The organism is Sellimonas sp. (assembly GCF_047234585.1).
Taxonomy (GTDB): domain Bacteria; phylum Bacillota; class Clostridia; order Lachnospirales; family Lachnospiraceae; genus Sellimonas; species Sellimonas caecigallum.
The window spans coordinates 270-21436 of the sequence record NZ_JBKSWG010000018.1 but is presented as its reverse complement, the minus strand read 5'-3'; the positions used below and the strand labels follow the sequence as shown (position 1 = coordinate 21436).

At 45.9% G+C, this 21167-nt stretch carries 20 protein-coding genes, 1 tRNA gene and 1 riboswitch (1 of these 22 only partly in view); of the genes, 15 read left to right on the top strand and 6 right to left on the bottom strand.

Features of this window, described 5'->3' with window-relative positions; translation table 11 throughout:
• The first annotated feature begins 85 nt into the window (after positions 1-85).
• The 3 genes from ACLROL_RS08540 to ACLROL_RS08530 all read left to right on the top strand — a co-directional run bounded on the left by ACLROL_RS08540 (position 86) and on the right by ACLROL_RS08530 (position 3582).
• The gene (locus ACLROL_RS08540; protein ID WP_221919773.1) at positions 86-496 is read left to right on the top strand and encodes a DUF3783 domain-containing protein; all 411 of its coding nucleotides are present in this window, start codon (positions 86-88) and stop codon (positions 494-496) included.
• Positions 497-498: 2 nt separating this feature from the next.
• The gene (gene mutY, locus ACLROL_RS08535) at positions 499-2331 is read left to right on the top strand and encodes an A/G-specific adenine glycosylase (protein ID WP_413067686.1); all 1833 of its coding nucleotides are present in this window, start codon (positions 499-501) and stop codon (positions 2329-2331) included.
• A gap of 99 nt (positions 2332-2430) precedes the next feature.
• On the top strand, positions 2431-3582 hold the full coding sequence (locus ACLROL_RS08530; protein ID WP_087203298.1) for a double-cubane-cluster-containing anaerobic reductase: 1152 nt from the start codon (positions 2431-2433) through the stop codon (positions 3580-3582).
• A gap of 48 nt (positions 3583-3630) precedes the next feature.
• Here ACLROL_RS08530 and ACLROL_RS08525 read toward each other — a convergent pair whose 3' ends face one another.
• From ACLROL_RS08525 to ACLROL_RS08500, 6 genes are all read right to left on the bottom strand, one after another.
• Positions 3631-4305, bottom strand: coding sequence for a phosphatase PAP2 family protein (locus ACLROL_RS08525; protein WP_087203299.1), 675 nt, complete (start codon positions 4303-4305; stop codon positions 3631-3633).
• 33 nt (positions 4306-4338) lie between these two features.
• Positions 4339-5532, bottom strand: coding sequence for a DUF5067 domain-containing protein (locus ACLROL_RS08520; RefSeq protein ID WP_144018278.1), 1194 nt, complete (start codon positions 5530-5532; stop codon positions 4339-4341).
• Positions 5533-5712: 180 nt separating this feature from the next.
• Entirely contained in the window at positions 5713-6630 is a 918-nt protein-coding gene (locus ACLROL_RS08515; RefSeq protein ID WP_204244081.1) for a diacylglycerol/lipid kinase family protein, read from the bottom strand.
• Between the two features lie 90 nt (positions 6631-6720).
• A complete protein-coding gene (locus ACLROL_RS08510) occupies positions 6721-8460 on the bottom strand; it encodes a [FeFe] hydrogenase, group A (protein ID WP_087209773.1) in 1740 nt (579 codons plus the stop codon).
• A complete protein-coding gene (locus ACLROL_RS08505; protein ID WP_087203303.1) occupies positions 8454-10286 on the bottom strand; it encodes an NAD(P)-binding protein in 1833 nt (610 codons plus the stop codon). Before ACLROL_RS08505 ends, ACLROL_RS08510 begins: the two co-directional genes overlap by 7 nt.
• Before the next feature lie 345 nt (positions 10287-10631).
• Positions 10632-11240, bottom strand: coding sequence for a TetR/AcrR family transcriptional regulator (locus ACLROL_RS08500; RefSeq protein WP_087209972.1), 609 nt, complete (start codon positions 11238-11240; stop codon positions 10632-10634).
• Between the two features lie 150 nt (positions 11241-11390).
• Between ACLROL_RS08500 and ACLROL_RS08495 the strand changes: the two genes are divergently transcribed.
• From ACLROL_RS08495 to ACLROL_RS08440, 12 genes are all read left to right on the top strand, one after another.
• Complete coding sequence (locus ACLROL_RS08495) at positions 11391-13547, top strand: Tex family protein (protein ID WP_413067685.1); 2157 nt, start codon at positions 11391-11393, stop codon at positions 13545-13547.
• 63 nt (positions 13548-13610) lie between these two features.
• Positions 13611-13729: riboswitch (FMN riboswitch) on the top strand.
• Between the two features lie 140 nt (positions 13730-13869).
• On the top strand, positions 13870-14517 hold the full coding sequence (locus ACLROL_RS08490; RefSeq protein WP_330620419.1) for an ECF transporter S component: 648 nt from the start codon (positions 13870-13872) through the stop codon (positions 14515-14517).
• 140 nt (positions 14518-14657) lie between these two features.
• Positions 14658-15197: a YcxB family protein gene (locus tag ACLROL_RS08485; RefSeq protein ID WP_087203305.1), complete on the top strand. Its 540-nt coding sequence runs from the start codon at positions 14658-14660 to the stop codon at positions 15195-15197.
• Positions 15198-15209: 12 nt separating this feature from the next.
• Positions 15210-15641 (top strand): tRNA (adenosine(37)-N6)-threonylcarbamoyltransferase complex ATPase subunit type 1 TsaE, encoded by a 432-nt coding sequence (tsaE, locus tag ACLROL_RS08480; protein WP_087203306.1) that lies wholly within the window; start codon positions 15210-15212, stop codon positions 15639-15641.
• A gap of 2 nt (positions 15642-15643) precedes the next feature.
• On the top strand, positions 15644-16726 hold the full coding sequence (gene trpS, locus ACLROL_RS08475) for a tryptophan--tRNA ligase (protein ID WP_087209767.1): 1083 nt from the start codon (positions 15644-15646) through the stop codon (positions 16724-16726).
• 16 nt (positions 16727-16742) lie between these two features.
• Entirely contained in the window at positions 16743-17453 is a 711-nt protein-coding gene (tsaB, locus tag ACLROL_RS08470; protein ID WP_413067684.1) for a tRNA (adenosine(37)-N6)-threonylcarbamoyltransferase complex dimerization subunit type 1 TsaB, read from the top strand.
• Positions 17450-17929 carry a ribosomal protein S18-alanine N-acetyltransferase gene (rimI, locus tag ACLROL_RS08465; protein ID WP_413067683.1) on the top strand — a complete coding sequence of 160 codons (480 nt, stop codon included), beginning with the start codon at positions 17450-17452 and terminating at the stop codon, positions 17927-17929. Before tsaB ends, rimI begins: the two co-directional genes overlap by 4 nt.
• 41 nt (positions 17930-17970) lie before the next feature.
• Complete coding sequence (locus ACLROL_RS08460) at positions 17971-18213, top strand: hypothetical protein (RefSeq protein ID WP_087203310.1); 243 nt, start codon at positions 17971-17973, stop codon at positions 18211-18213.
• Positions 18214-18266: 53 nt separating this feature from the next.
• Entirely contained in the window at positions 18267-19178 is a 912-nt protein-coding gene (locus tag ACLROL_RS08455) for a ribonuclease Z (RefSeq protein WP_087203311.1), read from the top strand.
• Positions 19179-19197: 19 nt separating this feature from the next.
• The gene (tsaD, locus tag ACLROL_RS08450; RefSeq protein WP_288723787.1) at positions 19198-20226 is read left to right on the top strand and encodes a tRNA (adenosine(37)-N6)-threonylcarbamoyltransferase complex transferase subunit TsaD; all 1029 of its coding nucleotides are present in this window, start codon (positions 19198-19200) and stop codon (positions 20224-20226) included.
• 36 nt (positions 20227-20262) lie between these two features.
• Positions 20263-20985: a 2-C-methyl-D-erythritol 4-phosphate cytidylyltransferase gene (gene ispD, locus ACLROL_RS08445; RefSeq protein WP_287448181.1), complete on the top strand. Its 723-nt coding sequence runs from the start codon at positions 20263-20265 to the stop codon at positions 20983-20985.
• A gap of 131 nt (positions 20986-21116) precedes the next feature.
• Positions 21117-21167 (top strand) — tRNA-Ser (locus ACLROL_RS08440); it runs 62 nt beyond the window's last position.

The window sequence follows — 21167 nt, the reverse complement described above, 5'->3', positions numbered from 1 at the left end:
AAGGAAGTTGTTGCTTCTTGTTTCTTTTGTACTTTCGTGTTACTGTAAGGAAGGAAAATGGAACAAAAACGAAAAGGAGAAAACGATGAGAGAATCCCTATTATTATTTAATTTTAAAGATAAAAAACAGCTCAAAGGTATCCAGATGACTGCCTTCCTCCTAAAGATGAAAGTGCGTATGATCGAGGAAAAAGATTTTCTCATGCCGCTTGGGTATCTGGCCGGTGTGGAGGGAATAGAGCCTTCCGATACAGTATTTACAGGAATTGCCCCGGAAAAAGAGGTTATGGTATTTGCAGGTGTCTCGGATGCAAAACTTCAGAGAATGCTTGCGGAGATGAGGAAAAACGGGATACGGAAAGTGGACTATAAAGCGGTGCTCACACCGACGAATATCCATTGGAATGTGATGGAACTTTACGAGGAGCTGGCAAAAGAACATACAGCTATGCAAAGAAGAGAAAATGTCCATGAAGACGGACAGCCGGAGGCGTAAAGATGAAGTATGAAAGAGTTCATAAGGCTTCCTTCCTGAGCCGCCCAAACAGGTTTATTGCCTACGTAAAAGGGCTCTGTGAAGATCCGGAACAAACGGAGACCGTCCATGTGAAAAATACTGGCAGATGTGCGGAACTCCTCATACCAGGAGCTGAGGTGTACGTACAAAAGACGGATAATCCGTCCAGAAAAACAAAATGGGATCTGATTGCGGTAAAAAAGGATGGACAGATCATCAATATGGACTCCCAGGTTCCGAACAAGGCAGTCAAAGAATGGCTTGAGGAAGGAAATTTTATTCCTGGCATCACAAAGATACGCCCAGAATACACGTATGGAAGTTCCCGTATCGATCTCTATGTCGAGGCAGAAGAACGCAAGATTTTGATGGAAATAAAAGGAGTCACGCTGAAGGAAGGAAGACTTGCCAAATTTCCGGACGCACCGAGCGAGCGCGCTGTCCGCCATATGGAAGAGCTCATGCATGCTGTGGAAGAAGGATATGAAGCGTATGCTTTTTTTGTTATCCAGATGAAAGATGTGGATCAGATGATGCCCAATGTGGAAACACATCCGGAATTTGCCGATGTGCTGTGCAAAGCAAGGGAAAAGGGCGTGCATCTGGCTGCTTATGATTGTATTGTCTCTGAGGATGAGATACGTATAGACAAGGAAATCCCGGTCGTCCTTCCGGGGGATGAGAAGGGGGGAGAAAAAAATAATGGGGAGGATCCGATCTCGATCCTCAGCAAACTTCCGGATCCGCTGATCCGCTGGTTCCGCGGACATAAGAGAGATCTTCCGTGGAGAAACGAGCCAAGTGCATATCATGTGTGGGTGTCGGAGATCATGCTTCAGCAGACACGGGTTGAGGCAGTAAAGCCATTTTATGCCCGTTTTCTGGAAGCTTTTCCGACGATCCGCGACCTTGCTGAGGCACAGGAGGAAAAGTTGTTGAAATTGTGGGAAGGACTTGGCTATTACAACCGTGTGCGGAACATGCAGAAGGCGGCAAGACAGATCATGGAAATGTATGACGGGGAGATTCCCGCAGATTATGAAAAAATCCTTTCTCTTACCGGGATCGGCAGCTACACGGCCGGAGCCATCAGCTCCTTTGCCTTTGGTATCCCAAAGCCGGCGGTGGACGGAAATGTTTTGAGGGTTTTATCCCGTATTTTGGCCGATGATGCTGATATTTCCAAAGCATCGGTAAAGAAAAGGGCCGAGGAATGGATTGAAGCCGTGATACCGGAAGGCGAAGCCAATGACTTTAACCAGGGTCTTATTGAGCTGGGAGCCATCGTGTGCGTCCCAAACGGGGAGCCAAAATGCAGCGAATGTCCGGCAAGAGAGTTTTGTCTTGCCCATCAGCATGGTATTGAAATGTCTCTCCCGGTCAAGAAAAAAGCAAAGGCCCGCAGAATCGAGGAAAAGACAATTCTGATTTTTAAGGATGGGGACAATATTGCTCTTTGTAAACGCCCGAAAAAAGGACTGTTGGCAGGTCTTTTTGAATTTCCAAATCTGGAAGGATTCAAAACGATGGAAGAAGTGGCGCAGTACAGCCGTCAGATTGGGCTTTCGCCCCTTCGGATCGAGTCTCTGCCGGAGGCAAAACATATTTTCAGTCATGTGGAATGGCATATGAAAGGGTTTGCAGTGAGAGTGGATGAACTGGAAAAGTCTTGTACGGAGGATATGCTTTTTGTACATCCGGAGGAAATTCAGAGGACGTACGCTATCCCGGCCGCCTTTGAGACTTACACAGGGTCCATAAATGTTCTTTTGGGACAGGAAAAATATGAAAAAATAGAGCATCTCAATAAATGAGAGAACACATGCTAATTATCAATTAGTCCATTTTGGCCGGAAATGTTACGATAATAGGCAGAGATTTATGATAAGTATGCGTAACACAGGAGGAAGAAAATGGAACTGATAAAAGAGTTGCCGGAAGTATTTGAAGAATTTGCCGAACAGAGGCAGAAAGCATTTCTCGATATCAAAAAACTGAAAGATGCAGGGATCCCAATTGTCGGAGTATTTTGTACCTATTTCCCTCAGGAGATCGCGATGGCTATGGGAGCTGCGACTGTCAGCCTGTGCTCCACATCGGACGAGACGATTCCTGCAGCGGAAAAAGATCTGCCGAAGAATCTTTGCCCTCTGATCAAATCCAGCTATGGATTTGCATCTACCCAGAAATGCCCGTTCTTTTATTTTTCTGATCTCGTAGTTGGGGAGACGACTTGTGACGGAAAGAAAAAAATGTATGAGTATCTGAAGCAGTTTAAAGATGTATTTACGATGGAGCTGCCGAATAGACAGACGGAAGAGGGACTCCGTCTCTGGAAAAAGGAAATTGTGCGTTTTAAAGAGTATCTGGAAGAGAAATTCGATGTGACGATCACAGAAGAGCAGGTAAGGAACGCGGTTCATATCCAGAATGAAGGCAGAAAAGCACTGAAACGTCTCTATGAGACAATGAAGCTTGATCCGGCGCCGATAACAGGAATGGAATTATTCAAAGTGTTGTATGGAAGTACATTTAAGGTAGACCGTTCTGTAATTCCGGGCGAGGTAAATGAAATCGTAGACAAGATCGAGAAAGAATATGCAGAAGGAAAGATGCAGGAGAGAAAGCCGCGTATCCTTGTGACAGGATGTCCGATCGGAGGAGCAACAGAGAAAGTGATCAAGGCTATTGAGGATAACGGTGGTATTGTTGTGACATATGAAAACTGTTCCGGTGCAAAATCTATTGATAAGCTGGTGGATGAAGATACGGACGATATCTATGAAGCGATCGCAAAAAGATATCTGAATATCGGGTGCTCCATTATGACACCGAACCCGAACAGGCTTGAGCTTCTCGGAAGGCTGATAGATGAATATCAGGTGGACGGTGTCGTGGAGATGATCCTTCAGGCATGCCATACATACAATGTGGAGACGCTTGGAATCAGAAGATTCGTAAATGAAGAAAAAGGTAAACCGTATATCAGTGTCGAGACAGATTACTCACAGGGAGACATCGGACAGCTCAACACAAGAATCGCAGCTTTTATTGAAATGCTTTAAGCCTATATACAGGAAGAACGAAAAAGGATGAAATCCAGATCACGGATTTCATCCTTTTATTGGCTGACTTGAAAGATCAGCAGCTTTTCGGCTTTCTCTCATATAAACGACCGGATAAAGAATGGTGGCCATACATCCCGCCGCAAGCACATCAACTACGGAATGCTGTTTCAGGAACATAGTAGCCAGAATGATGGATATGCCAAGAGCCAGTGACCCATAGCGAATCCACTTTTTGATGTAAAGCTGGCTGTTGTGACAGATGGCGACGCAGACTCCGATAGAATTGAACACGTGGATACTCGGAAGTACATTTGTCGGGGTATCGGTCTTGTACAGTGCTTTTACCATATCGACAAAAATATTATCTCTGGCAAAATGTGTCGGGCGGAGATCCTGACCATTTGGGAAAATAGTTGATATGATAAGGAAAATGGTCATCCCCGTAAAAAGAAAAGCCGCCATCTTGTAAAAACCAGATGTATCGTACAAAAAGAACCACAAAAAGGTTACGGCAATGAAAGCAAACCATAAAAGATAAGGAATGATGAAATATTCACAGAATGGAATATAGTCATCCAAAGCAGTATGGATCACATGGTAGTCTTTCGTCACATGCTTTTCAAGATAAAGAAACCATGGCATATAAATAAGAATATAGGAAAGTACCCATATGTGTTTGTATCGATGTAAAAATTGTTTCCAGTTGTTCTTTGCAGTCATGTAAGTCTCCTCAATTACCATTGTAACTTTGTTTTAGTCAATGCTGATCGTTGTCTCAGCCTGTTTCCCGTCGGAGGCAAAAGACTCGGATACTTGCAGTGTGATATCTGATCTGTCGATCAGACGGAAAGAGGTACAGACACGGACGCTGTCCCCTTTCTTGATTTCTTTGGATTCATTTTCCGTCAGCTTTTCATCCGGAACAAGCGTAGATTCCAAAGTAGTGCTGTCCTGCATTGCCTTGAAAGTAACTGCCACCGATGGCACGAGAGGTTCCTCCCCCTTGTTTGTAATAGTATAGTAGACAAGCAGGGAATCCATACCTTCGTAATCTTCCGCGATGTCTGTTTTTTCATAGATGGCAGTAAAATTGTCGGTCACAAGACGCAGCGTATTTTTAGAGCCAAATGTCTCTTTCACTACAAATTTTTGAGCTGCAAATACCCCACCGCCTGCGAGGGCAAGCAGGAGAACAAGGATCAGGATCCGCAGTGCGACGTGGATCTTCTTTGCACAGCAGAGGCAGAAGATCATGAAAACGCCGAAAGCTGCGGTTACGTAGATCAATATTTTAACGATCAGAGAAGACCCTGGAAGGAATGCACTGCCGGCTGAACCTCCGATAAAAAACAGCGCAGGAAGTAAAAAGGCTGTGATGCTGTTTTTGGCCTGCATGCCAAGAGTGATGATTCCGCCGATAAGCAGGCATACAGCAAGCAGCATAGAGGCGGTTCCGGTCAGATCCTGTGTATGAATAAATGTGACCACATTTCCAGAAGAAAAGGCAACATAGCCAAGGTAAACAGCTCCGAGGAGCGAAAGAATACCTATGAGCAGGCGGAAACCGCGGCAGGACGCTTCTTCGTCATCAAAACTTCCAGGGCCTTCCGTATCGTTTTCTTCTTTTGGCAGTGGAGTGTGATCCTCTTTTATATTCAGCAATGCTTCGTAATTTTCCCGCATTTCTTTCTCGCGTTTTTGACGTATATGTTCCGGAGGAATGTTGGAGTAGACGGTTCCTCCTGGTTCCTTGTCCGCAATAGGTTGTTCCAATGTTTCCGGAATCTCCTGTTCGTCGGAGGATTCAGTATTTTTTGCGGAGGATTTTGCATATTTAAACCGTGCAAGGGTTTCCTGGCTAAATTTTTTTTTGCAGGAATCGCAAAGATAGTAGCCAGGCGTCTTCTTGCTTTCCCGTAGTTCACTGTTGCATTTTGGACACTTCATTTCTATTCTCCCCTTTTCATTCGTATGTCCTTTAAATGACGAAGTTTTGCTGCATGTTTTCGTCATATTAAGATGTGGGGGCAAAAGCAACTGTAACTGTCGTCATATTTTTTGCACCTCATATCATCTTAACAGTATAGCACATTTCCGTTAAAAGAAATGAAAGATTTTATGAATATTTCAAGATATTATGATTTTCAGCCTCTTTTTTTCCATAGAAACACAAAGATGTCGCTGGAGGAAGACCGGTTCTCCGTCGGTATGTACGGGAAGAGTACGGGTCGTGGTAATTTCTGCCGTCTTACAGCGAAACGTCCGAATTCCACGAAAACGTGTGTGGAGGCCTGCGAAGGCAAAAGGAAGGACAGACAGTAATCTTAAAGGAGAAAATCCGAAGACTACAATAATGTCCAGATATCCATCATTCGGCTTTGCTGCCGGACAGAACTTCAGTCCTCCTCCTTCAAAAGGATGGTTCATGACGGTCACAAACCAACCTTTTCGGAAAACCACGGGATTCCGTCTATCCAGCCGCAGGGTAATATCGGCGGGAATGGTAAGGAAAAGCCGGTGGAGTGCGATGAGAGCGTAGGTAAATTTCCCAAGCCGGATTTTGTTAAGCCATATCTTGAAACGGGATACGACTGCCTCATGACAGATGCCGGCATCAAACCCGATGCCCGAACTCACAGCAAATCTTCGTTTTTTATTCTGGTAGGAAATACAGCCCACATCCATGTAGGAGTAGCCCGAAGGAGAAAGGATGATTTCAAGTGCCTTGAGCGGATCGGAGGGAATCTTGAAACTCCTTGCAAAGTCATTGCTGGAACCGGTAGGAATATATCCGAGCGTGACTTTGGAGAAATCCTGGATTCCGTTTATCACTTCATTGACAGTTCCATCTCCGCCGAGGACGACAAGGGTATGGTAAGTGTGATCAGAAGTAAGCTTTTCGGTATACTCCCAGGCATGTTTCTGATATTGCGTAAAGAAAACAGTATAGTCAATCTTGCGTTTTTGGAGCTCCGGTTCGATTTGCGCCCAAAGGGAGAGACCTAGACCAGAGCGGGAGTTTGGGTTGACGATGAAATGGTACATAATCCGATCTCCTTTGTTGTTTTCTATCCATCATTATATGAAAAAAGGAGCCGGATATCAAGATTCGATATCCGGCTCCAAAGAGGAAAATTATCTGTCTTGTTTTGGCATTTCCCAAGCATTGTGATCTGTATGGAGGAGCATGTGGGCTTTGTGTGAGAGCGGACGCTCCATGTAATCCGCATACAGTTTCAATACGTCTTGATTTTCATGGGAGAACCGAAGCGGCATATTTCTGTCCAGGAAGTACAGATTCTGTCCGCGTTCGTAAGCCAGCTCTTCTCCATCGTGGATGATCTGGCCTCCACCTCCGACACATCCGCCAGGGCAAGCCATGACTTCCACAAAGTCATAATGCACTTCTCCGCGTTCGATCTGGGAGATGAGCCGTCTTGTATTTCCAAGGCCGCTTACAACAGCCGCTTTTACGACAGCATCGCCAATCTGGATCTCAGCGGATTTCACGCCTTTTCCATCGTTTCGGACTGCCTGGAATGCATTTGGATCCGGATTTTTTCCGGTTACCAGATAGTAGGCGGAACGAAGTGCAGCCTCCATTACCCCGCCTGTTACGCCGAAAATAACTCCGGCTCCGGTGTATTCTTTCATCAGACGGTCAAATTCGCGGTCTTCCAATGAAGATGCCGGGATATGTGCAGAGCGGATCATACGGGTCAGTTCCCTTGTTGTAAGCACCACATCTGTGTCGTGGCCGGCATATTCTTCATAGAACAGTTCCATATTGCTTTCGCCTTTTTTTGCCACACAAGGCATGATGGATACCGTGAAAATATTTTCCGGATCAACACCGATCGATTCTGCGAAATAAGTCTTCATAACAGCGCCAAACATCTGCTGAGGAGATTTGGCGGTAGAAAGCTGAGGCACAAGGTGCGGATACTGGGATTTGATAAAACGGATCCAGCCCGGGCAGCAGGAAGTAAACATCGGACGTACTTTTGTCTCGCCTTTTGTAAAGCGTTCCAGAAATTCGTTTCCTTCCTCCATGATGGTAAGGTCGGCGGAAAAGCTTGTGTCAAACACATAGTCCACCCCAAGTTTGTGGAGTGCGTCCGCTATTTTTCCAACCGTTGCTTCTTCCCTGGAAAGACCAAGTGCCTCGCCCCATGCGGTACGGACAGCCGGAGCGATCTGAGCTACTGTCACTTTTTTCTTGTCTGCGATGGCTTCCCAGACTTTTTCTGTATCGTCGCGTTCACGCAGGGCACCTACCGGACAGTGAGTAATACACTGGCCGCAGAGAGAGCAGTCGGACTGTTCGATCTTGCGTCCTCTGGAGACATTGACAGTGGAACGTGCCCCTGTTCCCTCGAGATCCCAGATATTTAAACTCTGTACTTTGTCACAGATCTGGATGCAGCGCATACATTTGATACATTTTGCGGAATCCCGGATCAGCGGGAAATCTTTATTCCAAGGCTGGCGTTCAAGCCGTTCCTGGAACGGAAGTTCAAGGATATTCAGATCATTGGCGATTTTCTGAAGAGAACAGTTTCCGCTTCTCACACACGTCGCACATTTGCAGTCGTGCTGGGAGAGGATGAGCTGTACTGTGTTTCTTCTGTCAGCGCGCACTTTCGGACTGTTTGTATAGAGGACCATACCTTCCTGCACCGTATTGTTGCAGGATGTTATGAGCTTTTCTTTGCCCTCCATTTCCACCACGCAGACACGGCAGGCAGCAATCTCGTTGATCCCTTTCAGATAACATAATTTAGGAATGACGATCCCGTTTTGGGATGCCGCCTCCATGATCGTCGTACCTTCCGGCACGGAAATTGGTTTATTGTCAATTGTAAGATTTACCATACTTTTTCGCGACCTCCTTTAAATATTCCAAAACCAAAGTGGTCGCAGCGCAGACAGCGGTTTGCTTCCTGCTTTGCTTCCTGGCATGTCATACAGTTTTCGATACCATCAAAATCGTGGATTCGTTCACATGCCTCGCGTTCAGTAAGCTCGACACGTCCGCAAGGCATACGGTCATCCAGATTCGGTTCCGGAATCTCCACATCACATGCGATTTCATGGTGGAATCCAAGATATTCATCAATATTGGCGGCTACAACTTTGGCAGCAGCAATCGCACGGATCACAGTGGCAGGACCTGTCGCACAGTCTCCGCCTGCAAATACGCCTGGAATGTTGTTGAATCCTCCGAATTTTTCGGCCATGATCTTGCCGCGCTCTACAGGAACGCCGGCCTTTTCAAAATGCTCTGTTTCGATATTCTGCCCAATGGCAACGATCAGCGTAGTACATGGAACAAATTCATCCGGGAGTCCAGATGGTTTTACGCTGGCACGCCCGCCTTTGATGCTGCTGATCATCTGAGGAGTGACATAGATTCCTTTAATATGTCCGTTTTCGTCTGTCTCAATGCGGGATGGCGCTCTCAGAGTGCGGATTTCCACACCTTCGGCTGCTGCGCCCTCAATTTCTGCCGGAAGAGCTGTCATATCAGCGACGCGCCGACGGTACAGAATGCTTACCTTTTTTGCACCAAGACGGATAGCAGAACGAACTGCATCCATGGATACATTTCCGCCGCCGATGATGGCCACTTCCTGACCCGTCAGATCAGGGTTGATTCCTTTTCCGACATCTCTCAGGAAATGGACAGCGGACATGACACCATCTGCATCTTCGCCTTCGATGCCGAGTTTTTTGTCTGTGCTTGCACCGATAGTGATCAGCACAGCGTCATACTGTGCGCGCAGTTCCTGGATCGTGATGTCTTTTCCGATGCGGAGGCCGTATTTAACTTCCACTCCGGTGGCGAGAATTGCCTCGATATCCTCGTCGAGACGTTCTTTCGGAAGACGGTAATTTGGGATACCATAACGAAGCATACCGCCAAGTCCAGGCAGCATCTCGTATACGGTTACCTGATGACCCATCAGCTGCAGGTAATATGCTGCACTCAGACCACCCGGACCGCCGCCTACAACGGCAACTTTTTTTCCGGTAGACGGCGCGCAAGGCGGAGGAGGTACTTTCCCCGCATAGTCGGCTGCCATACGTTTTAATCCGCGGATATTGACAGCGTCATCTACCATATTGCGGCGGCATCTGGCCTCGCAAGGATGTTCGCAGATAAATCCGCATGTTGTCGGGAATGGGTTGTCCTTTCGGATCAGGCGGATGGCATCCGCATACCTTCCCTCGCGTACAAGGGCGATATATCCCGGGATATCTACGTGTGCAGGACACAGAGCGACACAAGGAACAGGCTGGTTATATGTACAGGTACAACGTCCGTTTTTGATATGTTCCTCATAATCTTCCCGATATCCGATCAATCCCTTATACACCATATTAGCGGCTTCGTATCCAATAGCGCAGTCGGCCGTTTCCATAATAGATAAGGCAGTGCGTTCCATCAGATCCAGAGTTTCCATTGTCGCCTTTCCGTTGAGAACATCTGTAATAAGATGTTTTAACTGAAGCAGGCCAATACGGCATGGCACACATTTTCCGCATGTCTGTGCATGACAAAGTTCAAGAAATGCCCGTGAAATATCAACAGGGCAAAGTCCCGGCGGGCTTGCTTCAATTCTACGCTCCAAGTCTTTGTAAAGCCCCTCGACGACCAGCTGAGCCTTGCTTGGGGTAGGAAGTTCAAGTCTGCTCATATTCTTTTCACCTCACAAATGAATTTACGAACTCGTAGTAAACTAATTGTAACGCATTCGGACACAATACACAACAAAAGTTAAAAAATAAACGATGGAATTGTTGAGTATGTATAAAGGGGTGGGCAAAAAAACAAGTAGAAAAAGATTCAAATACATAGAAAATAATGATAAGTAAAATGATATATCACGATTACTGATTTGCAGAAAGAAGAGAGAAGAGATATAATAAAAACACAAAAGACAGTGAGCTGTCAATAATAGACAAAAACCTTCTAAAATGCAAAAGCCTTTCAGCGTTCGCTCACTGAAAGGTTTTTTCATGTCTTCATTAATTAAGATATATTATTGGATGACACTGTCCAGGTATTTTCCAAGAGAACGCTCCATATTTCCGGCAAAATCTGTTTTTCCGTTTCTTAAACACCATTCAAACACATTTCCGATGACAAGCATACGGATATCGGTCGAGATTTCTTCCAGTGTAAGAGAGATCTTTATTGTTCCAGCTTTTAATGCTTTTTCGAGGTAAGTAGTTACGGTTACGATCGGATAAGGGCGTTTTGTACGGCTTACCGGATTCAGAGCCTGGTTTTTTGGAGTGTAGTAGTTCGCCATAAATGGGACCCCGAGCTCTTCACAGTATTTAACATAGTTGAGATAAACAAGAATCACGGTGCGTTTTGCATCATCTGCATTTTGGGGTATTTCAGAATAATCAGTGGAAACAGAAGGCTGCTCTTCTATATAGTAAGAAAGAAGATCGTCTTTCGTTTTAAAATGATGGTAAAAACTTCCATTTGAGACACCGGCTTCTTCGCAGATATTTTTGATGGAAAGTGCATCATATCCTTTTTTTTTCAAAATTTCTTTTGCAGCGCGGAAAATACGTTCTTTCGTTTCCTGAGACTTTTGCTGTTGTTTGGACAGTTTCTGCTGTGTGTGTTCAGACATTTCCATACACCCTCCTTTTTCAAAAAACTATAACACAGAAAAACAAGGATTTCAAGAAAAAACAGAGCAAACTCTGTTTTTCGTTGATTGCACGGATACTGCCTATCGATTATAATAAGACAAGAAGTTACCGAGGAAAGGAAATGCAAGATGGATATCATACAAAAAATTACAGACGAACTGCAGGTAAAAAAATGGCAGGTAGATGCTGCTGTAAAACTGATCGATGAAGGCAACACGATACCGTTTATTGCGAGATACAGAAAAGAAGCGACAGGAACGTTAAACGATGAACAGCTGAGAAAGCTTAGCGAGCGACTTGTCTATCTTAGAAATCTGGAAGAGAAGAAAGCGCAGGTTATCGCAAGCATAGAAGAACAAGGCAAGATGACCGAAGAATTGAAAGCACAGATTCTGGCGGCACAGACACAGGTGCTGGTAGATGATCTGTACCGTCCATACAGACCAAAGAGGAGGACAAGGGCTACCATTGCCAAAGAAAAGGGACTGGAGCCTCTCGCATCCATTTTGATGCTTCAGAAATTGAGAGAGCCGGCTGAGAAAGCGGCGGAAGTCTATGTTTCGGATGAAAAAGGGGTTGGGTCTGCGAAGGAAGCTCTGGATGGAGCCAAGGACATTATTGCGGAGATGATTTCCGACGAGGCGGACTACCGAACTCACATCCGAAATCTGACATACAAAAAAGGAAAAGTGATCTCTGCCGCAAAGGATGAAAAGCAGGAATCCGTATACGAAATGTACTATGAGTTTGAGGAACCGGTCTCAAAACTTGCAGGTCACAGAATTCTTGCACTGAACAGAGGGGAAAAAGAAAAGTTTTTGACAGTAAAGATAGAAGCTCCGGAAGAAGAAATCATCCGGTATCTGGAGAAAAAAATACTTCGCGGGGAGAACGAGTTTATAAATCCTCTTTTAAAGGAGACTATTGCAGATAGTTATGGAAGGCTGATCGCTCCGGCCATCGAGCGGGAGATCCGGAATGAACTGACGGAGAAGGCGGAAGACGGAGCTATACAGGTGTTTGGGAAAAATCTTACACAGCTTCTCATGCAGCCGCCTATAGCCGGGCATGTCGTTCTTGGATGGGATCCGGCATTTCGAACGGGGTGTAAGCTTGCGGTGGTAGATCCTACCGGAAAAGTGCTTGGGACGACCGTCATCTATCCGACGGCTCCGACGACACCGGCTAAGATCAAGGCGTCAAAAGATCTTCTGAAAAAGATCATCCCGAAATACCATATTACGCTGATTTCCCTTGGAAACGGAACCGCATCCAGAGAGTCAGAACAGTTCATAGTGGAACTTCTGAAGGAAATACCGGAAGAGCATGTCCAGTACGTCATTGTAAATGAAGCCGGCGCATCTGTATATTCCGCAAGTAAACTGGCGGCTGAGGAGTTTCCGAAATTTGATGTAGGTCAAAGAAGTGCCGCTTCCATTGCAAGAAGACTTCAGGATCCGCTGGCCGAACTTGTAAAGATCGATCCGAAATCCATCGGTGTGGGACAATACCAGCACGATATGAATCAGAGGAAGCTGAGCGAAGCTCTTTCCGGCGTCGTGGAGGACTGCGTAAACAGGGTGGGAGTTGACCTGAATACAGCCTCTGCACCGCTTCTTTCCTACATATCCGGAATTTCGGCTTCCATTGCAAAGAGCATTGTTGCATACCGCGAAGAAAATGGCCGCTTTACCAACAGAAGACAGCTTTTGAAAGTGCCGAAACTGGGGCCGAAAGCTTTTGAGCAATGTGCCGGATTTATGAGGATCCAGGGAGGAGACGATCCACTGGATGCCACAAGCGTTCATCCGGAATCTTATGAGGTGGCTAAAAAGTTGTTGAAGAGCCAGGGGTTTGCACCGGAAGATCTCAAGACAGGGAAACTTACCGCTCTTTCCGGGCACATCACGGATTACAAGAAAATGGCGCAGGAGCTCGGCACAGGGGAGATCACGCTGCGGGATATCGTAAATGAGCTGGAAAAACCGGGAAGAGACCCGAGAGAGGAAATGCCAAAACCAATCCTAAGGACGGACGTTTTGGAAATGAAAGATCTTAAAGAAGGGATGGTACTAAAAGGAACCGTTCGAAACGTCATTGATTTCGGCGTTTTTGTGGACATTGGCGTGCATCAGGATGGGCTTGTTCACATCTCAGAGATAACAGATAAGAAGTTTATCAAACATCCTCTGGAGGCAGTAAGTGTGGGGGATATTGTGGATGTGAAAGTTTTGAGTGTGGATATGAAAAGAAAGCGGATACAGCTTACCATGAAAGGTATCTGAGAAGTGAATTTTAGAAAAGGTCTTGAAAATATGAACAGCTGGTTTTATAATAAAAGGCAGGAAAAAATTCTTCGGGGTAGGGTGTAAGTCCCAACCGGCGGTAAAAGTCCGCGACCCGCTTCGGCGGCTGATCCGGTGTGATTCCGGAACCGACAGTACAGTCTGGATGAGAGAAGAAAATATGTGAAAGAAGGACGAAAGTGTCTTAATGTTTACAGCCCCGGATATGTTTTGAATCCGGGGTCTTTTGCATGTTTCCCATTCCCTTGCAGGGAGAGAAGAGTTTCTTTTCCAAGAAAGCAATAAAAGGAGAGAAGAAACAATGGACAACACAAGTATGAATGGCACAAGAAATGAAGGAGTCAAAAGAAACAACACTGTAAAAGTAAAGTTTATGGTCGTATCGGCCATGCTGGGGGCGGTATCGGTCATACTGATGCTGTTTGAGTTCCCGCTTCCGTTCGCGCCGGGTTTTTATAAGCTGGACATAAGCGAAGTGCCGGTGCTGATCGGGACGTTTGCTATGGGGCCGTTGGCGGGTGCGGTAACGGAGCTTATCAAGATCCTTCTGAATTTTGTCATCAACGGAACAACGACAGGTGGAGTGGGTGAGTTTGCCAACTTTTTGATCGGATGCAGTTTCTGTGTTCCGGCCGGAATCATCTATCAGAGGATGCGGACGAAAAAGGGGGCGTGCATCGCGCTGGCTTCAGGGACAGTGATCATGACGGTGGTCGGCTGTGTGATCAATGCATATATCCTTCTCCCGACTTACGCGGCAGTCTTCGGAATGCCGATAGACTCCCTGATTGCTATGGGAAGCGCAGTAAATCCGGCGATTGACGGGATTTGGACATTTATCCTTTTGGCAGTGACGCCGTTCAATCTTCTGAAAGGAGTAATTGTCTCTGTAATCCTTCTTCTGGTGTATAAGAAGATCAGCCCTATCCTTCACAAAAAGATTGGCTAGAAAAAAGCAGGCCTTCGGCGTCTTTTCCAGATGCCGGAGGCCTGTTCTGGTCTGCCTATTATTTCAAACTGTGTATTGTAACAATTCCCAGGATGCGTTATAATTTCAATATTCGGAAAGATGGAGGTATAGATTGAAAAATGAAAGTTGGATTTGAAGTAAAGATGAGTAAAGAGATTCTCTTTGAATTTCTGATCTATCATACTTATCGGGGAATAAAAGGAATTCTGCTTCTTGCAGTTGGGGTTATCTGTTGGATTGCAGCCATTGTAAGCTTTATCCTCGGACAGACAACGTGGGGCTTGGTTCTTGTATTTATCTTCGTATTCTGTCTTCTGATCATCCCGATCATTTTGTGGTTTAGTGCAAGAGAGCAGATGCAGATGAGCAGCGTTTATCGGATGCCGATACAGTATAGTCTTGAAAAAGATGGTCTGGAAGTAGTAAGCGGCGAAAAGAAGAAACTGTTCTCCTGGAAAGATATGAGCAATGTTTTGATCACACCAAATCTGATCGTTTTGTACAGAGGATCGCAGACAGCATTTATTTTCCCGAAGGAAGACATCGGTATCCAGAAAGATTCTTTTATGAAAATCGTGACGAATGTACTCGGGGAACAAAGAATTGAAGATGCTTCAAAAAGGATTTTGCCATTTCGCTTTTCCAGAAAAAATAAGTAGGAAGGAGACAGTATGGTAAAGGAAACCTTGTCTGAAAAAGAAACATATGAACTTGGGGAAATGCTCGGTAAATCTGCCAAACAAGGCGATGTTTTCACGTTGGAAGGAGACCTTGGCGTTGGAAAGACCGTGTTTACGAAAGGGTTGGCAAAAGGGCTTGGAGTCAAAGAAGATGTGAGCAGCCCGACGTTTACGATTGTCCAGGAATACGAGGATGGACGGCTGCCGTTTTACCATTTTGACGTATATCGGATCGGAGACATTGAAGAGATGGATGAGATCGGATATGAGGATTATATTTACGGGGATGGCGTGTGTCTGATCGAGTGGGCCAATCTGATAGAAGAAATCCTGCCAAAGAAGAGAACGGAAGTACGGATCGAGAAAGATCTGGATAAAGGGTTTGATTACAGGAAAATCACGATAAATAAATTGGAGGAATAGACATGTCAAAAATTATTTTAACAGGCGACAGACCGACAGGACGGCTGCACGTAGGGCATTATGTCGGTTCGCTGAAGAGGAGAGTAGAGCTTCAGAATTCTGGGGAATACGATGATATTTTTATCATGATCGCGGATGCGCAGGCGCTGACAGACAATGCAGACAATCCGGAAAAGGTACGGCAGAATATCATAGAGGTCGCGCTGGATTATCTGGCGTGCGGTCTTGATCCGGAAAAATCCACACTGCTGATCCAGTCTCAGATACCTGAATTGTGCGAGCTTTCTTTTTACTATATGAATCTGGTCACAGTTTCCAGACTCCAGAGAAATCCTACCGTGAAATCGGAAATCCAGATGAGAAATTTCGAGGCAAGTATTCCGGTTGGATTTTTTACCTACCCGATCAGCCAGGCGGCAGATATCACTGCATTTAAGGCTACAACGGTCCCGGTAGGGGAAGATCAGCTCCCGATGCTGGAACAGACAAAGGAGATCGTACGGAAATTTAATTCCGTGTACGGGGACACACTTGTAGAACCAGAGATCCTTCTGCCGAAAAATCAGGCATGTCTAAGGCTCCCTGGAACGGATGGAAAGGCGAAGATGAGCAAATCACTGAATAACTGTATTTATCTTTCCGACAGTGCGGATGAAGTAAAGAAGAAGGTTATGAGCATGTTTACGGATCCGAATCATCTGAAAGTGTCTGATCCTGGACGGGTGGAAGGAAATCCGGTGTTTACTTATCTCGATGCATTCTGTCAGGAACATCATTTTGAGGAATTCCTCCCGGAATATGCAAACCTCGACGAACTGAAAGCGCACTATACAAGAGGCGGACTTGGAGATGTGAAAGTAAAACGCTTCCTGAACGAAGTGATCCAGCAAGAATTGGAACCGATCCGTACAAGAAGAAAAGAGTTTGCAAAAGATATTCCGGCCATCTATGACATCCTCAGAAAGGGAAGCGAGAAGGCTGAGGAAGTGGCAGCCAGAACACTGGCGGAAGTAAAGGCTTCCATGAAGATCAATTATTTTGACGATGAAGAACTGATCCGTTCTCAGTCAGAGCGGTTTAGATAAGAGAGGGACGAAGAAGATGCGTATTTTAGCAATGGATAGTTCCGGACTTACCGCAAGTATCGCGGTGGTGGAGGAAGAACAGATACTCTGTGAGTATACAATGAATTACAAAAAAACGCATTCCCAGACCCTCCTTCCGATGCTGGATGATGCGGTCAGGATGACGGGACTCTCCCTGGATTCCATCGACGCCATTGCGGTGGCAGGAGGACCGGGCTCTTTTACAGGGCTTCGGATCGGGTCTGCCACAGCAAAAGGGCTTGGACTTGCGCTTGATAAGCCGCTTATCCATATCCCGACTGTGGATGCCATGGCATACCGGCTTTACGGTTTCGGCGGATTGATCTGCCCTATTATGGATGCCAGAAGAAACCAGGTGTACACAGGAGTGTACCGTTTCGAGAATTCCTTTGAGATTGTCGAGCGCCAGATGGCAGAAGATATCGTAAAACTTGCCGAACTTTTAAATTCGTATGGGGAAAAGGTTGTATTCCTCGGAGATGGAGTGCCGGTATACAAAGAGAAGATCCGGGAGAGTGTGACAGTCCCGTTTTCTTTTGCGCCGCCTCATTTGAACAGGCAGAGCGCTGCTGCAGTAGGAGCTTTGGGGCTCGTCTACGCAAAAGAAGGAAAACTGGAAAATGCAAGAGACCACCAGCCGGACTACCTGAGAGTATCGCAGGCTGAAAGAGAGCGGATGGAAAGGGAAAAGGGGCGCGAAGAATGATCGTGCGCAGAGCAAGAGAAGAGGACGCAGCGTATATTGCGGAGCTGGAAAAAGAAATCTTTTCAGATGCGTGGAGCGAGGAAGGGATCCTTGAGAGTATGACAAAGGGAAATGCGTGGATTTATGTCGCACATGCAGAAGAAAATTCCCGGCTGCTGGCATACGTGATTTTCTATCCAGTGTTGGACGAAGGAGAGATTGCGCGGATTGCCTGCGCGGAAAAAGCGCGGAGACAAGGGGTTTCCAGCCGGATCCTTCAGGTGCTTGAGAAGGAAAGTGCGGAAAAAGGGATTTGGCTTTGGCATTTGGATGTGCGCGAGAGCAACGAAGGCGCGCGGGCCTTTTACATAAGGCACGGGTTTGTGCAGGACGGAATTCGAAAAGCATACTATGATCATCCAAGAGAGGATGCCGTGCTCATGACGCGTAAACTGGAAACCCTTTCCGCTGTACATGGCAAAAATCAGCAGATATAATAAAGGCGTAACAAAGGAAAAAACTCATCGGAGGAGATTGTATGCGCCAGTATCAGTATCATTTGAAAGAAGAAAGAAAAACAGAAAAAATTTTTTGCAACCAGTGCGGAAAAGAAATTATCGTAAAAAATGAAATGCCGCAGGAAGATATCCTTACCGTTGAAAAACGATGGGGATATTTTTCCGAGAAAGACAACGAGGTGCATCGGTTTGATCTGTGCGAATCATGTTATGACAAGCTGATTGCACAGTTTGTGATACCTGTAGAGAAAGAGAACGGGTAATGTCGGTGTGACAGGGCGGCATTTTTTGAAATCTGAAAGTTAGGAGAAGAGAAATGCTGGATGTATGTTTACTGGGTACAGGCGGCATGATGCCGCTTCCGTACAGATGGCTCACATCGCTGATGATGCGGTACAATGGGAGCAGCATCCTGATCGACTGCGGCGAAGGCACACAGATTGCCATTAAGGAAAAAGGATGGAGCTTCAAACCGATTGACGTCATCTGTTTTACCCACTATCACGGGGATCATATAAGCGGACTTCCGGGGCTTTTGCTCACAATGGGAAATGCCGACAGGAAGGAGCCCCTCACTTTGATCGGGCCGAAAGGACTCGAAAGAGTAGTCAATGCTCTGCGTGTTATCGCGCAGGAGCTTCCGTTTGAATTGAAATTTATGGAGATCACAGAGCCGGTACAGACATTCGAGATGGATGGATACCGGCTAAGAGCATTTAAAGTCAATCACAACGTAATCTGCTACGGGTATACTATCGAGATCGACCGAGCAGGAAAATTCGACGTGGAGCGCGCAAGGCAGCAGGAAATACCGCAGCGTCTCTGGAGATTTCTGCAAAAAGGAGAAACCATGGAAGAAGACGGAAAAATTTATACACCGGACATGGTGCTTGGCCCCCCGCGCAAGGGAATCAAGCTTACGTACTGCACAGACACAAGGCCGACGAAATCTATTGCAGAAAATGCAGTCGGATCCGACCTCTTCATCTGCGAAGGCATGTACGGGGAGCCGGATAAAGCAAAAAAAGCGGTAGAATACAAACACATGACATTTTACGAAGCTGCCAGACTTGCGAAAGAGGCAGATGTCCAGGAAATGTGGCTTACACATTACAGCCCGTCTCTGACAAGACCGGAAGAATATATGGATGAGGTGCGGAAGATCTTTCCGGGGGCGAAGGCCGGCAAAGATAGAATGAGTGTAGAACTGTATTTCCCGGAATCATGATCGGAGGTAAAGGTTGAAAATGAATGAAACAAAAGATATAACGATACTGGCGATAGAAAGTTCCTGTGATGAGACGTCCGCTGCAGTGGTAAGAAACGGAAGGGAAGTCCTGTCAAATGTGATTTCATCCCAGATCGATCTCCATAAACTGTATGGAGGAGTTGTACCGGAGATTGCATCAAGAAAACATATCGAGAAGATCAATCAAGTCATTGAGGAGGCACTAAAAGAGGCAAAATATACACTGGATGACATCGATGCCATCGCCGTCACTTATGGGCCGGGACTTGTTGGGGCCCTTCTTGTCGGGGTAGCTGAGGCCAAAGCCATCGCCTACGCAAAAAAACTCCCGCTGATCGGTGTACATCATATTGAAGGGCATATTTCAGCCAATTACATTGAAAATAAAGAGCTGGAGCCTCCGTTCTTATGTCTGGTTGTGTCCGGTGGGCATACCCATTTGGTATGTGTGGAAGATTATGGGAAATATCAGATCCTTGGCAAAACAAAAGATGATGCGGCTGGAGAAGCATTCGACAAAGTGGCAAGAGCTATCGGTCTTGGATACCCAGGAGGACCAAAGATTGACAAACTTTCAAAAGAAGGGAATCCGGATGCGATTGCTTTTCCACGCGCGCATGTGGGAGATTCCGTGTACGATTTTAGTTTCAGCGGAGTTAAATCTGCAGTTTTGAATTATATCAATGGATGCAAAATGAAGGGGCAAGAGTATAATACGGCTGATATAGCAGCATCCTTCCAGAAGGCAGTGACAGATGTTCTCGTGGATCATGCCATGAAGGGCGTGGAGAATTATGGACTTAAAAAACTTGCGATTGCAGGAGGTGTGGCATCCAATTCGAGTCTGCGCATGGCGATGAAGCAGGCGTGTGAGGAACGTGAGATCGAATTCTACTACCCATCGCCAATTCTCTGTACAGATAATGCGGCAATGATCGGAGCAGCGGCGTACTATGACTATCTAAACGGGATCAGAAGCGGATGGGATCTGAATGCAGTACCTAATCTGAAACTGGGAGAACGGTAAAGAACAGAGATATCTGGAGAAAAAGGCGGAACAGTCATGAAGAAAAAATGTATAGCGATTATCCTGGCAGCGGGACAAGGGACAAGGATGGGGACAAAGACAAGAAAGCAATATCTGAAAATCGCAGGAAAACCGATCCTTTATTATGCGGTGGAAGTGTTTGATAAGTCAGAACTGATCGATGAAATCATTCTTGTGACAGGGGCAGGAGAGATAGAGTATGTCCGCGAGACGATTGTGCAGGAGTATGGATTTGAGAAAATATCCAGGATTGTGGAAGGCGGAAAGGAACGCTATGATTCTGTATGGAATGCTTTGAAAACGATAGAACAGTCGGAGAAAGATGACGCGATCGTCTTCATCCATGATGGAGCACGCCCGTTTCCGGATGAGCAGATTTTGGAACGTACATACGAAGAGGCTGTCCAAAAAGGGGCTTGCGTGGCCGGGATGCCTGTAAAAGATACGATTAAGATAGTAGATAAGAACAGAGCGGCAACGGAAACACCGGACAGAAGGACGCTGTGGATCGTGCAGACTCCCCAAGTGTTCCAAAGCAGACTCATTATCGAAGCGTACAGAAAAATGATGAGATCTCCTCATGAAAATGTGACAGATGACGCCATGGCAGTGGAACGGATGACAGGCAATCCTGTATTTCTTGTGGAAGGTTCCTACGAGAATATCAAAGTCACAACACCGGAAGACTTAAAAATTGCCGAAATCTTTGCGGCTTCCCGAAACAAAATCTCAAGGTAGCGACCAAAAAAGAGCGACAGTTTTAGGACATTTGAAAAAAAAGAAAAAAATCAAAAAAAATGTTGACAAGCACATGTGGTTCTGTTAGAATACATATTGTTCGCTGTGCGGACGAAATGAATAGAGTGTATGGAGAGGTATCGAAGTGGTCATAACGAGGCGGTCTTGAAAACCGTTTGTCC

Excerpts from the sequence above, each read along its gene's own strand:
- ACLROL_RS08540 (WP_221919773.1), top strand. The coding sequence starts at position 86 with ATGAGAGAATCCCTATTATTATTTAATTTTAAAGATAAAAAACAGCTC.
- mutY (WP_413067686.1), top strand. The coding sequence starts at position 499 with ATGAAGTATGAAAGAGTTCATAAGGCTTCCTTCCTGAGCCGCCCAAAC.
- ACLROL_RS08530 (WP_087203298.1), top strand. The coding sequence starts at position 2,431 with ATGGAACTGATAAAAGAGTTGCCGGAAGTATTTGAAGAATTTGCCGAA.
- ACLROL_RS08525 (WP_087203299.1), bottom strand. The coding sequence starts at position 4,305 with ATGACTGCAAAGAACAACTGGAAACAATTTTTACATCGATACAAACAC.
- ACLROL_RS08520 (WP_144018278.1), bottom strand. The coding sequence starts at position 5,532 with ATGAAGTGTCCAAAATGCAACAGTGAACTACGGGAAAGCAAGAAGACG.
- ACLROL_RS08515 (WP_204244081.1), bottom strand. The coding sequence starts at position 6,630 with ATGTACCATTTCATCGTCAACCCAAACTCCCGCTCTGGTCTAGGTCTC.
- ACLROL_RS08510 (WP_087209773.1), bottom strand. The coding sequence starts at position 8,460 with ATGGTAAATCTTACAATTGACAATAAACCAATTTCCGTGCCGGAAGGT.
- ACLROL_RS08505 (WP_087203303.1), bottom strand. The coding sequence starts at position 10,286 with ATGAGCAGACTTGAACTTCCTACCCCAAGCAAGGCTCAGCTGGTCGTC.
- ACLROL_RS08500 (WP_087209972.1), bottom strand. The coding sequence starts at position 11,240 with ATGTCTGAACACACACAGCAGAAACTGTCCAAACAACAGCAAAAGTCT.
- ACLROL_RS08495 (WP_413067685.1), top strand. The coding sequence starts at position 11,391 with ATGGATATCATACAAAAAATTACAGACGAACTGCAGGTAAAAAAATGG.
- ACLROL_RS08490 (WP_330620419.1), top strand. The coding sequence starts at position 13,870 with ATGGACAACACAAGTATGAATGGCACAAGAAATGAAGGAGTCAAAAGA.
- ACLROL_RS08485 (WP_087203305.1), top strand. The coding sequence starts at position 14,658 with ATGAAAGTTGGATTTGAAGTAAAGATGAGTAAAGAGATTCTCTTTGAA.
- tsaE (WP_087203306.1), top strand. The coding sequence starts at position 15,210 with ATGGTAAAGGAAACCTTGTCTGAAAAAGAAACATATGAACTTGGGGAA.
- trpS (WP_087209767.1), top strand. The coding sequence starts at position 15,644 with ATGTCAAAAATTATTTTAACAGGCGACAGACCGACAGGACGGCTGCAC.
- tsaB (WP_413067684.1), top strand. The coding sequence starts at position 16,743 with ATGCGTATTTTAGCAATGGATAGTTCCGGACTTACCGCAAGTATCGCG.
- rimI (WP_413067683.1), top strand. The coding sequence starts at position 17,450 with ATGATCGTGCGCAGAGCAAGAGAAGAGGACGCAGCGTATATTGCGGAG.
- ACLROL_RS08460 (WP_087203310.1), top strand. The coding sequence starts at position 17,971 with ATGCGCCAGTATCAGTATCATTTGAAAGAAGAAAGAAAAACAGAAAAA.
- ACLROL_RS08455 (WP_087203311.1), top strand. The coding sequence starts at position 18,267 with ATGCTGGATGTATGTTTACTGGGTACAGGCGGCATGATGCCGCTTCCG.
- tsaD (WP_288723787.1), top strand. The coding sequence starts at position 19,198 with ATGAATGAAACAAAAGATATAACGATACTGGCGATAGAAAGTTCCTGT.
- ispD (WP_287448181.1), top strand. The coding sequence starts at position 20,263 with ATGAAGAAAAAATGTATAGCGATTATCCTGGCAGCGGGACAAGGGACA.